The following is a 13,771-nucleotide window of genomic DNA, read 5'->3' on the forward strand; positions in this document are numbered from 1 at the left end:
ATGGTGATGATATTGTAAATCACAAGTCAGTTTGATTCATTACGTGTTACATCAATATGATGGTTTTGTAGTGAACGCTTTAAATCTACACCGGTCGGGCTTTCCCGGACCTGAGCATCATTCTCGAACAGGTGCTCCAGCTCGGCCAGTGCATTGCGATGAGTTTCATAGATTTTTTGCTCATCGGTATAAATATTCTGCTGCTGGGCCAGTAATTTTTCATCATAACTGCGAAACAATTCGATACTCTTGTAAGCATCTTCTTCAGCAATACCCTGGTCGCGCAGTGCGCAATAGGCCATGCCTAAAGAAGATAAATAGGTTTCGCGCCAGATGTGTTCAACGCCTAAATCCCGCAATAAATGCACATGATGGCGGTCACGGGCACGCACCAGCAGTTTGAGCTGCGGATAATTCAGGCGGATATGCCGGGCCACATTCATCGAGTCTTCAATATCATCAATGGCCAGAATAAAGGTCTTGGCATGTTCAATCCCGGCGGCACGTAAAATATCGGGCTGGGTGGCATCGCCATAATAGACTTTACCGCCATAATTGCGCACAAAATCGACTTTATCCAGATTGCTGTCAATGGCGGTATAGGGTAGGTGCTGCAAATAGGCCACCCGCGCAATAATCTGCCCAACCCGGCCAAAACCGGCAATAATCAGCGCTGGATGCGCATCGGGAATCTGGTCATATTCCGGCGTCTTGTCCTGATTCAGACGCGGAATCACTTGACTGGTCATGAACCAGTACAGCACCGGGGTTAGCACCATCGACAGGGTCACCATCAGGGTAATCGGCTCTAAAATGGTCTGTGCCACCACTTTTTCTGTTAAGGCAACCTGTAACACCACAAAGGCAAATTCACCGCCTTGCGCCAGACAGGTGGCCAGTAGCAAACTGTTTTGCCAGGAATATTTAAAATACCGGGCAATTGCGGTCAGGGAAATAAATTTTACCAACAGCAGCACTAAGGCGCCGCCGAGAATGAACAGTGGACTGTCGATCAGCAGGGACATCTGAGTGGTCATCCCCACGGTCATGAAAAACAGGCCGAGCAATAGTCCTTTAAACGGTGCAATACTGGCTTCCAGTTCATGTCGGAATTCGGAATCGGCCAGTAGCACCCCGGTCAGGAAGGCGCCAAGCGTGGTGCTAATCCCCAAGACATCCATCAGGCAGACCACGGCCAGCACAATAAACAGGCCGACCGCGGTAATCAGCTCATGCGCGCCGGTTTTGGCAACAAAACGGAAAAACGGGCGCATGAGATAACGGCTAAATAAAAACAGTCCGCTAAAGGTGGCCAGAATCGCGGCGAAATAGGCCAGCCCATGATGAGTCGATTCGGTACCGGCCAGCAAGGGAATAATCGCAATTAATGGAATGGCGGCGATATCCTGAAACAGCAGAATTGAAAAAGACTGCTGGCCATAACTGCTGTTCAGCTGCTGTTTTTCATTTAAAAGTTGCAGTACAAAGGCGGTTGAGGACAGGGCCAGGGCAAAACCAATAATCAGGCTGGCAGCAATTTGCTGGTGCAAACTGAAAAACACCAGAATCGCCAGTAACAGGCCGGTGACAGCCACCTGCGCGCTGCCCATGACAAAAATGGACTGGCGCATTTGCCAGAGTCGCTGGGGTCTGAGTTCCAGACCGATAATAAACATCAGTAAAATGACGCCAAATTCAGCCAGTTCCTGAATGGCTTCCGGGTCGCTGGCGATATTGAACACACTCGGGCCCAATAAAATACCGGTAAACAGATAGCCGAGTACGGTGGCAATCCCAAAACGCTTGAGCAGCGGAACCAGTAATAAAGAAGCACCCAGAAACAGGGTGATTTGCAGCAGTAACGACATCGACAATCCTAGGAGTTATGGTGCCCTCAGGCTGCAGCCAAAGTCAGTGGTTAACTGAATTCCTGAGGGTCTATATCTAAGCTAAGTTTCATATTTGATGGCTTGTGATGCAACATATTTTGCCACCATGCACGTAGATAAAAATGTAAACGGGCGCGATCTTGCGACAACAGCACCAGATGCGCCTGATAGCGGCCGGCTTTGCGTTCCATTGGCGCTGGAATCGGGCCCCAGATATCAATTAACTGTTCAGAATTTTCTCGCAGCCACTGGGCATGTTGCTGTAAAAACTGCTGATTCTGCTCCTGACTTTTGGATTCGCAGCGAATCAGGGCGGTATAGCGAAATGGGGGCAGCAGGGCGGCCTGACGTTCTTTTAAGGTTTGCCGGGCAAAGGCACGATAATCCTGCTCGACCAGCGTGCTCAGCAGCGGATGATCAGGACGCAGGGTCTGTAAATAGACATCGCCTTTATGCTCACCGCGACCGGCACGACCGGCCACCTGCACAATCAGCTGCGCAGTCCGCTCTGGCGCCCGGATATCAACACTTAACAGGCCGGCATCAATATCTAAAATCGCTACTAAGGTGACATAAGGAAAATGATGCCCTTTGGCCAGCATTTGGGTGCCAAGCAGAATCAGTGGCTGGCTGGTTTGAATGCGGTCATAAATTTTTTGCCAGCTGCCGACGCGGCTGGTGGAATCGCGGTCTACCCGCACCACCTCATAGTCCGGGAACAGATGTTGCAGGTTTTCTTCAACCTTGGCCGTGCCCATGCCCAGGGTTTTCAGTTCGCTATGCTGGCACTGCGGGCATTGCTCCGGCTTGCGGTGAATGGTGCCACAATGATGGCAGTGCAGATGGGTATATGGACTATGATGCAGGGTAAAGTTGGCATCACAATGCGGGCATTGTGCCTGCCAGCCGCAGCTGTCACAGACCAGCACCGGTGCATAACCACGGCGGTTTAAGAAAATTAGCACCTGTTCTTTTTTCTGCAGGCGTTTTTTGATTTCCTGAATCAGCAGCAGGCTTAGACCTTGCTGCTTTTGCGCAACTTTTAAATCAATGATGTGAATTTTGGGCATCAGTGCCGGGCCGGCACGCTGGTTCAGTTCCAGACGGATCATTTTACCCTGTTCCGTTAAGGCATAGCTGTCAATGCTGGGCGTGGCTGAACCGAGAATCACCGGGCAGTGTTCTAAATGAGCACGGTATAAGGCCACATCGCGGGCATGGTAACGAAAGCCTTCCTGCTGTTTAAATGACAGGTCGTGTTCTTCATCCAGAATAATCAGCCCCAGATTGGGCAGCGGGGTATAAATTGCCGAGCGTGTACCAAGAATAATCGAAGCCTTGCCAGTCTGGGCGGCCTGCCAGGCCTGCAGACGTTTGCTGTCATTTAAACCGGAATGCAGCAGCGCAATATGACAGTGAAAACGAGACTGGAAGCGGCTAATGGTTTGAGGGGTCAGGCCAATTTCCGGCACCAGCACCAATACCTGTTTTCCCTGTTTTAGCACTTCCTGCATGATCTGCAGATAGACTTCGGTTTTACCACTGCCGGTCAGACCATCGAGTAAAAAGGCCTGATAACGATGCTGTGCTTTCAGTACGGTTTCAATGGCCTGTTTCTGGTCGCTGTTCGGGGTTAACGGCATTTGCGCCAGCGTCATTGGCACTGGGCTAAAATCCTGCTGCTCCAGATCGCAGTAGCAAATCTGCTTTTTTTCCAGCGCTTTTAAAGTTGCAGTTTCAATACCGGCCAGATTCAGGATATTTTCTGAGGTCCCGCTCGGATGCAGCTTCAGGACTTTATAAGCCTCCTGCTGCTTCTCGGAGCGCTTCAGTTTGGCTTCGGCCTGATCATCCAGCAGTTTCCACATTCGTGCCAGTAAATTATAGGGGCGTCCCTGACGTAACAGGCTGGGCAGGGCGCTATGCATCACTTCGCCAATCGGAAACTGATAATACTGCGCCGACCATGTCAACAAAGTTAAAACTTTCTGATCTAGAATCGGCTGCTGGTCGAGCAGCTCGCTAATGGCTTTCAGTTTAATCTTGGGGTCAAGCGGATGATCGGGCGGGAGTTTTTCAATAATGATGCCCACCAGATTCTGCCGGCCAAAGGACACCAGCACCCGCGCGCCAACGGCAGCCTGCTGATATTCAGCCGCACTGAGCATATAGTCAAACCCGTCATACAGATAGACCGGAACAGCTACACGAACACGGTAGATGGGGGCGGGATGGACGGGCGAATTTGGCATAACAGCGGGTCTGCTTCCTGATGAAAATGTCGTCGTGCTCGATCTGGAGTTATGATAGAGTGAGCAAATAATTTATATCTCAGAATATGAATGATTTTGGTGGTGAGACGCAACTGCGTTGAATAATTTTTTGGAAAATTAGAGCATTACAATGCCTGCATATCAGTTTACAGCCCTTGATGCATCAGGAAAGCAGCAAAAAGGGGTTTTAGAAGGGGATTCTGCACGGCAGATTCGTCAGCAATTGCGTGACAAGGCCCTTATCCCGATTAGCGTTGATCCGGTAGAACAAAAACAGAAGCATCAGGCCCAGCGCTGGTTCCAGAAAAAAATGACCGCTTATGATCTGGCCTTAATGACCCGGCAGCTATCGGTACTGGTGGCCGCAGCCATCCCGCTGGAAGAAGCCTTGCGCGCCGTGGCCAAGCAAAGTGAAAAAGCCCATGTGCAGAATTTATTGCTGTCGGTACGCTCCAAGGTTTTAGAAGGATATTCACTGGCCAATGCCTTGCAGCAGTCGGGGCATTTTCCGGATTTATATATTGCCACCATTGCCGCCGGGGAACGCTCCGGACATCTGGATTTGATTCTGGACCAGCTGTCGGACTACACCGAAAACCGTTTTGCCATGCAGAAAAAAGTGCAGGGCGCGATGATTTATCCGATTATTTTAATGCTGATGTCCTTTGCCATTGTGATGGGGCTGATGACCTATGTGGTGCCGGATATTGTCAAAACCTTTGATCAGGACAAAGGCGCCTTGCCGTGGATTACCGTGGCGTTAATGCAAGCCAGTGATTTTATTCGTCTGGCCTGGCCCTTTTTGCTGGTCGGGACGATTCTGGGCATCTTCCTGTTGGTCCGCTTTTTAAAAACCTCGGCCGGCCATTATGCATTTGATCGTTTAACCCTCAAACTGCCACTATTTGGTAAACTGTCACGTGGTATAAACGCAGCACGTTTTGCCAGCACCCTGTCGATTCTGACCCAGTCCGGTGTGCCATTGGTTGATGCCTTAAAAATTGGCGCTGCGGTCAGCAGTAACTGGGTGATCCGTGATTCGGTCAATCTGGCGGCCGAGAAAGTCACCGAAGGGGGGAACTTGGGCACCCAGCTGGAGCGCAGTGGTTATTTCCCGCCGATGATGGTACAAATGATTAAAAGTGGTGAAGCATCGGGTGAACTCGACCGGATGCTGGAGCGCGCATCGACCATGCAGGATCGGGAGGTGACCACGCTCATTTCGACCTTACTGGCACTACTGGAGCCCTTAATGCTGGTGCTGATGGCCAGTATTGTGCTGGTGATTGTGATTGCGGTGATGCTGCCTATTGTCAATATGAATAATATGATTTAAATCGAGACCCATTGAAGATAACAAATGATGAAAGATTCAAGAGAGAACCTGATGCAACGGAAATCCTATTCGAATAAACAGGCCGGTTTTACCCTCATTGAAGTAATGGTGGTGATTGTCATTTTAGGCGTGCTGGCGGCGCTGATTGTCCCGAACGTGATGGGCCGTGGTGAAAAAGCCAAAGTCGATACCACCGCAATTACCTTAAAAGGTGTGGCTGGTGCGCTGGATCAATACAAGCTGGACAATGGCCGTTATCCGTCCATGCAGGATGGTGGTTTAGATGCGCTGGTCAATCAGCCCGCGTCAGCTAAAAACTGGTTGCCAGGTGGTTATGTCAAAGGCGGTTATCCAAAAGACAGCTGGGACAATGACATTCAATATGTAATTCCAGGCTCTGAAGGTCGCGCTTTTGACCTGTATTCTTTTGGTGCAGATGGTCAGCAGGGCGGTGAAGGCACCGATGCCGATATTTATTATCAGCCTTAAGCCGGCTTGATTATAAATGCCGTGATGGAATATATCACTTCACCTGATTGGACTATTCAATTAAAGGTGAAGTGATAATAGCTCTTAATTATAAAAAATATACTAATATCTTGATAAATATAGATTTAAGATAATCTTCCAGATTTGAGATTCATAATAAGAATTATTCCCAACAGTACTGATTACAATAATCCCGGGAATGTGGAGCAATATCATCTATTTATTTCATTAAAACCGTTCATAATAAGTCAAAAGGCACATATTTGTCTGGAGGATGGTATGAAAGCATTAATCTTGTCGGATGAAATTAACCAGTTTCACTGGACGATGCTGAAGTCTGTTCTGCTGATTTTAAGCCTGCTTCCCTTGAGTCAGGGCTTTTTGCATCTCTGGCAAAGCACCGAAGGCAGCAGCCAGATTATGGTCGGTTTCTTCGCCCTGAGCCTGATGAGCTCGTGCTTGCTCTTAAGTTTCTGGTCGGCGCTACAAGCCACTGTTTTAAAACTAGAACCAGAACAGGCCTCTTGCTTTGAGCAGGCAGTGGTAAAAGTTTATCGTTATTTGCCGATGCTCTCTCTGGCGGCGATGCTGTCCTATCTGGTGACCCAGCTTTAAATATAGACAAAATAAAAAAAACCGAGGCATGCACCTCGGTTTTTTTATTACGCCTCCCTTTTACAAAGGGTGAGAAGCACTGCTTCGCAAGGGAGGGATTTATAAAGTTAATCCCCTTAACCCCCCTTTGATAAAGGGGGACTTCATAGGCGAATTATCTTCTCGACTTAAAGCTGACATCGACCTTACGTGGACGATAGATCCAGCCCAAAATCAGCAACAGGAAGGAGAAGATCAGCACCGGCCAATCACTAAGGCGGGTATACAAGGTCTGGCCCTGCATTGCCGGTAACTCACCGCGCAGCACTGCTTCCTGATCAATCGGGGCCTGCTGCACAATATGGCCCTGATGGTCAATAAAGGCGGTCACACCGGTATTGGTGGCCCGAATAAACCAGCGGCCATTTTCTTTGGCACGCATCTGCACCATCTGTAAATGCTGCCACGGGCCGGCTGTACCGGTAAACCAGGCATCATTGGACACAGTCACCAGAAAATCACTCTGGCTGGCATTACGACGGGTCAGATTCGGATAGGCCACTTCATAACAGATGGCTGCACCCAACGGTGAGTTATGAATCATCAGCGGTTTTTGCTCTTTGGCACCGCGCGAAAAACCACTCATGGATGGATCATTCTGCAAGGCCGGCAAGACCCAGCTTAACAGGCCGGATAAAGGAATATATTCACCAAATGGCACCAGGCGCTGTTTCTTGTATAAGCCTTCTGAATCTGTACCGGTGGCCATAATACTGTTGTAGTACATCGGCTGGCCATTTTGCTGCGATTCAGGCAGGTCCCAATACGGAATACCGGTGACCCAGGCACTTCCCGATTTTTCCGCCTCGGTTTTCATGGCCGCTAAAAACGGTTCGATATCGGTCTGGAACATTGGAATGGAAGATTCCGGCCAGACAATCAGGTCGCGGCCCCATTCGGTGCGGGTCAGTTCACTGTAGATCAGCAGGGTTTTCAGTTGATATTCGGTCAGCCATTTCAGGTCTTGTGGAATATTGCCCTGAATCAAGGACACGGACAGCGGCGGTTCATCTTTCTCGCTGACAAAACTGAGCTGGGAAGCACCCCAAGCACCGGCCAGGAGCAGCAATGACGGCACCAGCCAGAAGATGCGTTTATTCAGAATTTCCACCAGCGCACAGGCCAGAATAATGGCCACAAACGACACCCCGAACACCCCGAATAAAGGCGCATAGCTGTCCAGAAAACGCTCGGTAAAGGCATAGCCGACAAATAGCCACGGGAAACCGGTAAATACCCAGGTTTTGGCCCATTCAAAGAACACCCACAGCGGCGCAAAAGTTAGCGGCGTTTCCGGGAAGAAGCGGCGATACAGCCAGGTTTGAATGGCGGTAAACAGCCCCATGGCCAAGGCCATAATCGCAATCATCAGCACGCTTAAAATGGCCGGGGTATCTCCATAGACATGAATGGAGGTATATAGCCAGAAGGCACCGACAAACCACAGGCCAATACCGTAGGCCCAGCCAATAAAAAAGGCCTGTTTGGCAGAGCGCTGACGTAAAACTGCATAAAGCAAGGCCGGAGACAGCAGGGCAATCCACCAGTAATAATACGGTGCCAGGGCAAAACTGAAAATGGCACCTGCGATTAAGGCAATCAGCAGGGGATAAACTAGCGGGAGCTGTTTGTGTTGTTGGGATGAATCTAACAGCTTGGTGAAATAAGTCCTCATTGACGTACAGCTCGAATCAGATGAATAGTGCGTGCATCTGCTTCAAGAATCTTAAACTGCCAATCCCCAATTTCAATAATTTGACCTTGCAGATCACTCACCAATCCAATTTCCTGAAGCAGTAAACCGCCGACAGTTTCTACTTCATCGTCAGAAAAATCAGCATCTAAAACATTGTTAAAGTGTTCAATTGGTGTAAGTGCCTGTACCAGCCAGGTGTTGGCGGTCTGCGGATCATGATCGGGCACAATGTATTGTGCTTCGGCATCGGCCTGATCATGCTCATCTTCAATTTCACCAACAATTTCTTCCAGAATATCTTCTAGGGTTACCAGTCCTGAAGTGCTGCCATATTCATCAATTACAATGGCAATATGGGTCTGGGTATTTTTCAGCATACGCAGGACCTGATCGGAACGCGCACTTTCTGGCACAAACAGTGGCTGACGCATCAGTGCCCGGATATCGACCTTCGGCGTTGGTTCGGTCAGAAAGGGTAACAAGTCTTTGGCCAGCAGAATCCCCACTACATTGTCAGGCTGGTCTGAAGAGAAGACCGGAAAGCGTGAATGGGCCGACTCGACCAGTACATGCAGAATATCCAGCAGCTCATCATCTTCCTGCAAGCTGATCATGGAAGTGCGCGGGGTCATAACCTCACGGATTTTGGTGGCCGGCAAATCCAGCACACCTTCCAGCATTGCCACAGTATCGGGTTCTAAAAAACGACGTGAATCTTGTACTAATTTTAGCAATTCATCGCGGGTTTCCGGTGCAGTACCTAACCATTTACGTAAGCCACGCATACCCCACGATGGGCCTGATTCCTCGTGCATGATCCTTCCTAAAGACTCGTTGTATCTAAAAAACTTGATTTAATCATACCGCAGAAAATACAGTTGTCTATTGTTTATCGACTTTCGCTGAAACAATGAATTTGATGATTTATCAGGCGGATAAAGCCAGCTTGCAGCATCAGTGGTTTTGCTGGCTTTGTGTTAGAATAGAAAAATTGTATCTCGCCGAGTTTTATTATGTCTGATTCATCCATTACCCCTGCCATTCAGCTAAATACGCGCGGTCTGCGTTGCCCTGAACCAGTGATGATGTTGCATCAAGCTATTCGTAAATCTAAATCGGGCGATGTGGTGGAGATTTTTGCCACCGACAATTCTACTTCGTGGGATATTCCAAAATTCTGTATGCATTTGGGCCATGAGCTGCTGTTACAGGAAGAAGTACTGGATGCTGCCGGTAATAAAGAATTTCATTATCTGGTCAAAAAAGGCTAGGCCATCCTCCACAATGCCGCGGTTTTAAAGGCCATACTTTTTATCGGATAGTTACATATTGATAAACAAGCGGCCGGGTTGAAGCGATGTTTTATGTGGTTATTTTGTATAAAATAGCCACACTTTTTTTTAGCTATTTATTACAGAACAATGATGCCAAGCAATATATTTGCAGCACTAGAAAAATTAGGCCTCAGCCCACAAAAACGTGCCCTCCATATTCAATTTTCTCAGCCTGCCTTAAATGCCGATGTTTTCTTGCAGCGCATCGACGGTGAACACCAGCTCAATGACGGTTTACATGCCGAACTGATCTGTCTTTCGACCAACGCCCAGATTCCGTTAAAACAGTTTATCGGCGCGCAGGTCGCCGTCGATCAGGTCACTGACCAGGGCCAGCTGTTTCGCAGCAGCGGTATTATCACCGCAGCCGCGCAAGGCCAGAGTGATGGCTCTCTCACCCTCTATAAACTTACGCTAGAAGATCCAACCGCACTCTGGCATAAACGCCGTAACAGCCGTGTGTTTATGAATAAAAGCGTGCGTGAGGTCAGTGAAATTTTATTTAAAGAATGGCAAAACAAAAGCCCGCTCTTTGCCGCCAGCCTGACCCTGGACTTAACCGGACTGACCCAGGAACTGGATGTGCGTCCTTTTATCATGCAGTCCAATGAAACCGACTATGACTTTTTGACCCGGCTCTGGCGCAGTGAAGGGATTAACTGGCTGATTGATGAAGCCCAGTTACAGGTCGTACATTCCAGCAGCCCGCTTCAGGCCCAGAAATTACGCCTGATTGATGACAACAGCCAGTACAGTGCCTTAAACCGCCGCAGCATTCGTTTTCATCGCTCCAGTGCCACCGAACAACTGGACAGCATCACCCAGTTGATTGCCCAGCGCAGCCTGCAACCGACGGCCGTACATTTACAGCGCTGGCAGTCGGATAGCCTGAGTCAGGAAGAAGGTGCCGGTTCCGTACAAAGCAAACACCAGCACAGTCATCATCAGGACAATGCCAGCTTAAGCCTGGAACAAGCCTGGCAGATCAGCCCGGCCTGGATGCAGGATTTAAATGGTGAAGACCAGGCCACCGCATCCTCTAATAACCAGCTGGACAAACTGAACCAGAACCTCAGTCACTACCACGACCTGCAATCCAAATACTTCAGCGCGCATTCCACCGTCCGTGATGCCCAGGTCGGCTACTGGTTTGAACTGAATGAACACCCGGAAATTGACCAGCACAGTGCAGCCGACAAAGAATTTCTAATTACCGGCAAACAGTTCTATAACCAGAACAACTTACCTAAAGACCTCAAGCAGCAGATTAACCAGCTACTCAGTCAAAGCCACTGGCATAGCCATTTTAGTTTTCAACACGAACAACACCCGGATGAACGTCAAGGCAATACCTTAACCTTACAACGTCGCAACATCCATACGGTACCGGAATACCATCCACTACAGCACCGACCGGCGGCTCATCCACAGCGCGCCCGGGTAGTCGGTCCTGCTGGCGAAAGCATCCATGTCGATGAATGGGGACGGATTAAAGTCCGTTTTCTGTTTACCCGCAGTGATGACCATCAGCATGATGGCGGTGCTGGCAGCAATGACAATGACACCGACTCCGCCTGGGTCGATGTACTGACCCCTTGGGCTGGAGAAGGCTATGGTGCCCGTTTCCTGCCACGGATTAATGAAATTGTGGTGATCGACTTCTTCGACGGTAACATCGACCGGCCCTTCGTGGTTGGGCGTTTACATGAAGCGGAGCGCTTTCCTACCCAATTCGACCAACAAGGCCAACTACCCGACACCAAAAAACTCAGCGGGATCCGCTCACAGGAAATTGAAGGCAGTGGCTTTAACCAGCTGCGTTTTGATGATACTCCGAAGCAGATTTCTGCCCAGCTGCAAAGCAGCCATGGTGCGACCCAACTGAACCTGGGGAACTTGAGCCATCCGAAAGCCAGCGCTGAAAGTGATGGCCGTGGTGAAGGTTTTGAACTGAGAACCGATCAGTGGGGTGCAGTACGAGCGGGAGAAGGCATACTCATCTCCACCTACAAACAAGAACAAGCCAAAGCAAACCATCTCGATGCAAGCGAAGCCAAACAACAACTCGAAAGTAGCTTAAACAATGCCAAAACCTTAAGTGAAGTGGCCAAAAACCAACAAACTGATCCACTGAGCTTACTCGAAAACCTACAGGGCTACCTCAAGAACTTAGAGAGTGAAGACCAAAGCAAAGCCGCGGCTTTCAAACAAGCGATCATGCTCTTGGCTTCACCAAGTTCAATTGCCCTAGAAAGTAACGAAGACATCCACCTCAGTGCAGATGGGCAGATCAACCAGATTGCACAAGGAAGCATTAACACCAGCACGCAAGACAGCATCATCGGACATGCCAGCAAAAAGATCAGTTTATTTGCAGCGCAAGAAGGGGCACGACTCTATGCAGGCAAAGGCAAGATCGAGATTCAAGCTCAAGGAGATGGTGCTGATCTGATTGCTAGAAAGGGTGTGCAGATTATTTCGACGGAGGCAAATGTCGACATCACCAGTGCGAAAGAAATTGTACTGACTGCAGGCGGTTCGCAACTAAAAATAAATGCTTCAGGGGTATTTCCTACGACTGGCGGTAAGTTTGAGGTTAAGGCAGGACAGCATTTGTTTGTGGGGGGAGCAGACGTTGGATTTAATATGCAAGGACTACCTGCATATGAAATATATAATGAAAAATTCCAAATCCTTTTGCCGTCGGGTGAGCCTATGAAGTTTATTGACTATAAGGTTTCTACGAGTGATCAAGAATTTATTGCACAAGCGGATAATAAAGGTAAATCTAAACGTATTAATACCAAAGGCGAAGAAGGTTTAACATTGAATTTAAACTGGATGACTTTAGAGGTAGTTGAGAGCGAAGGAGATGTGGAATAATGGGAGGTGATCTAGACTGGAAAAGTAATACCAATACGACTGAAAATAGTTGCAAAATAGCACAGTGTGATTGTTTGACTTTTTGGGAAGTATATCAGCAAGTAGCGATGCAGCGTCTTTCAAATTTAAAAGATGCTAAACAAAACTTATATAGACTTGAAGAAGGTTATGAAGCACGAGCAAGAAGAATAGCGGCAGTATACGCTAAAATTTTCTTAGAAAAAGAGATAAATGGTAATGTAAATTTAAAAGGTCGTTATTACTGGATGGGTTTGGGTGCATTTGCATCTAAAACAGTTGCTAATGTTTTTGATCATTGGGGAAGTCAGACTGGTTATTCTGCTCCTATTATTGTAAATACTATAAAAGAACCAATCGATCTTTTTGCATTAGGGAATTTGTGGCTATTTATGGATATTGCCCCTTGGCATTATGCTTGGAGTGCTTCATCAAAAACATTTGATAGTTGTAGAACCCAAAGAAATATTTCAAAATTTACTCATATAAAAAAAGAAGTTATGAATCTACCATGGTCAAGTTGTTTGCCAGAGATTAAATACTTAGGAAGTACAGAACAAATCAAAGATGCTTTTGCTTTGTTACCTCAAATAGAAAAAATCTTTTTGGGAGAAAGAACAGAAAAGGGAAAATACAATGCAGCTAAGAAATATTTATTTGATCACTTAATGTTTATTGCAGTTCAAGAGCAATTTAATATCTTGCAAACGGTTGTTTGGAATAAGGCTTCTGCGCAATGGGGAGCAGAGAAACAAAGAAGCTGGTATATGGGCTGGGCTATGCCAGATGCAACCTTAGTTTTATCAAGTGATTATGATGTGGATGAAGTTAAAGAGGGCTGGTTCTCTAGTAGTGATAAGGCTAAGCGAGCTAGCGAACTGCCTGAAGAAGTTTATATTTCACCTTTTAGTGATACAAAGGCGGAGAATTACGATAGTCGTATGATTTGGATTAAAAAAGCCGCTGAAAAATATCACCGTTTAATGTTGGATGATAAAGGGCGTGCCTTTTTACATCAGGAATTAAAAACAATAACGGGGTGGAGTCAGAGCAAAGCAAACTTTCTCTTTGGAATACATCCAAGTAGTAATGAAGGGAAAAAATAACGATTTTTTTAACAAAAGTTTCAAAATGAAAAATTATCTGAGTTTAATTTTTGGATTTTCGATATGTTGCCTATTATTGGCTTGTACCCCAAA

General features: G+C 47.6%; 10 protein-coding genes. 6 read left to right on the forward strand and 4 right to left on the reverse strand.

Annotated features, from left to right (window positions below; genetic code table 11):
- Positions 1 to 26 precede the first annotated feature (26 nt).
- Together FTT64_RS02580 and FTT64_RS02585 are read right to left on the reverse strand one after the other, a co-directional pair.
- Complete coding sequence (locus tag FTT64_RS02580; RefSeq protein ID WP_168396677.1) at positions 27 to 1,868, reverse strand: monovalent cation:proton antiporter-2 (CPA2) family protein; 1,842 nt, start codon at positions 1,866 to 1,868, stop codon at positions 27 to 29.
- A 50-nt stretch (positions 1,869 to 1,918) separates the two neighbouring features.
- On the reverse strand, positions 1,919 to 4,141 hold the full coding sequence (locus FTT64_RS02585) for a primosomal protein N' (RefSeq protein ID WP_163146182.1): 2,223 nt from the start codon (positions 4,139 to 4,141) through the stop codon (positions 1,919 to 1,921).
- Positions 4,142 to 4,292: 151 nt separating this feature from the next.
- Between FTT64_RS02585 and gspF the strand changes: the two genes are divergently transcribed.
- The 3 genes from gspF (at position 4,293) to FTT64_RS02600 (ending at position 6,602) form a co-directional block, all read left to right on the forward strand.
- Positions 4,293 to 5,498, forward strand: a complete 1,206-nt coding sequence (gspF, locus tag FTT64_RS02590) for a type II secretion system inner membrane protein GspF (protein WP_045795388.1) — start codon at positions 4,293 to 4,295, stop codon at positions 5,496 to 5,498.
- A 51-nt stretch (positions 5,499 to 5,549) separates the two neighbouring features.
- On the forward strand, positions 5,550 to 5,987 hold the full coding sequence (gene gspG, locus FTT64_RS02595) for a type II secretion system major pseudopilin GspG (RefSeq protein WP_005181871.1): 438 nt from the start codon (positions 5,550 to 5,552) through the stop codon (positions 5,985 to 5,987).
- Positions 5,988 to 6,266: 279 nt separating this feature from the next.
- The gene (locus FTT64_RS02600; RefSeq protein WP_045795389.1) at positions 6,267 to 6,602 is read left to right on the forward strand and encodes a hypothetical protein; all 336 of its coding nucleotides are present in this window, start codon (positions 6,267 to 6,269) and stop codon (positions 6,600 to 6,602) included.
- 154 nt (positions 6,603 to 6,756) lie between these two features.
- Here the strand turns inward: FTT64_RS02600 and lnt are convergent, their stop codons facing one another.
- Together lnt and FTT64_RS02610 are read right to left on the reverse strand one after the other, a co-directional pair.
- Positions 6,757 to 8,316, reverse strand: coding sequence for an apolipoprotein N-acyltransferase (gene lnt, locus FTT64_RS02605; RefSeq protein WP_005181876.1), 1,560 nt, complete (start codon positions 8,314 to 8,316; stop codon positions 6,757 to 6,759).
- On the reverse strand, positions 8,313 to 9,152 hold the full coding sequence (locus tag FTT64_RS02610; RefSeq protein WP_005181878.1) for an HlyC/CorC family transporter: 840 nt from the start codon (positions 9,150 to 9,152) through the stop codon (positions 8,313 to 8,315). Before FTT64_RS02610 ends, lnt begins: the two co-directional genes overlap by 4 nt.
- 198 nt (positions 9,153 to 9,350) lie before the next feature.
- Here FTT64_RS02610 and tusA point away from each other — a divergent pair, with 198 nt between their 5' ends.
- The 3 genes from tusA (at position 9,351) to FTT64_RS02625 (ending at position 13,678) form a co-directional block, all read left to right on the forward strand.
- Entirely contained in the window at positions 9,351 to 9,608 is a 258-nt protein-coding gene (gene tusA, locus FTT64_RS02615) for a sulfurtransferase TusA (RefSeq protein ID WP_005181880.1), read from the forward strand.
- 150 nt (positions 9,609 to 9,758) lie between these two features.
- The gene (locus FTT64_RS02620; protein WP_373685921.1) at positions 9,759 to 12,554 is read left to right on the forward strand and encodes a type VI secretion system Vgr family protein; all 2,796 of its coding nucleotides are present in this window, start codon (positions 9,759 to 9,761) and stop codon (positions 12,552 to 12,554) included.
- A complete protein-coding gene (locus FTT64_RS02625; RefSeq protein WP_163146179.1) occupies positions 12,554 to 13,678 on the forward strand; it encodes a DUF2515 family protein in 1,125 nt (374 codons plus the stop codon). Before FTT64_RS02620 ends, FTT64_RS02625 begins: the two co-directional genes overlap by 1 nt.
- Positions 13,679 to 13,771: the final 93 nt, after the last annotated feature.

The organism is Acinetobacter sp. Q186-3 (assembly GCF_013420655.1).
GTDB classification, from domain to species: Bacteria; Pseudomonadota; Gammaproteobacteria; order Pseudomonadales; family Moraxellaceae; genus Acinetobacter; species Acinetobacter indicus.

Bases quoted from the DNA above. Each gene is read 5' to 3' on its own strand.
- FTT64_RS02580 (WP_168396677.1), bottom strand. From the start codon at position 1,868: ATGTCGTTACTGCTGCAAATCACCCTGTTTCTGGGTGCTTCTTTATTA.
- FTT64_RS02585 (WP_163146182.1), bottom strand. From the start codon at position 4,141: ATGCCAAATTCGCCCGTCCATCCCGCCCCCATCTACCGTGTTCGTGTA.
- gspF (WP_045795388.1), top strand. From the start codon at position 4,293: ATGCCTGCATATCAGTTTACAGCCCTTGATGCATCAGGAAAGCAGCAA.
- gspG (WP_005181871.1), top strand. From the start codon at position 5,550: ATGCAACGGAAATCCTATTCGAATAAACAGGCCGGTTTTACCCTCATT.
- FTT64_RS02600 (WP_045795389.1), top strand. From the start codon at position 6,267: ATGAAAGCATTAATCTTGTCGGATGAAATTAACCAGTTTCACTGGACG.
- lnt (WP_005181876.1), bottom strand. From the start codon at position 8,316: ATGAGGACTTATTTCACCAAGCTGTTAGATTCATCCCAACAACACAAA.
- FTT64_RS02610 (WP_005181878.1), bottom strand. From the start codon at position 9,152: ATGCACGAGGAATCAGGCCCATCGTGGGGTATGCGTGGCTTACGTAAA.
- tusA (WP_005181880.1), top strand. From the start codon at position 9,351: ATGTCTGATTCATCCATTACCCCTGCCATTCAGCTAAATACGCGCGGT.
- FTT64_RS02620 (WP_373685921.1), top strand. From the start codon at position 9,759: ATGATGCCAAGCAATATATTTGCAGCACTAGAAAAATTAGGCCTCAGC.
- FTT64_RS02625 (WP_163146179.1), top strand. From the start codon at position 12,554: ATGGGAGGTGATCTAGACTGGAAAAGTAATACCAATACGACTGAAAAT.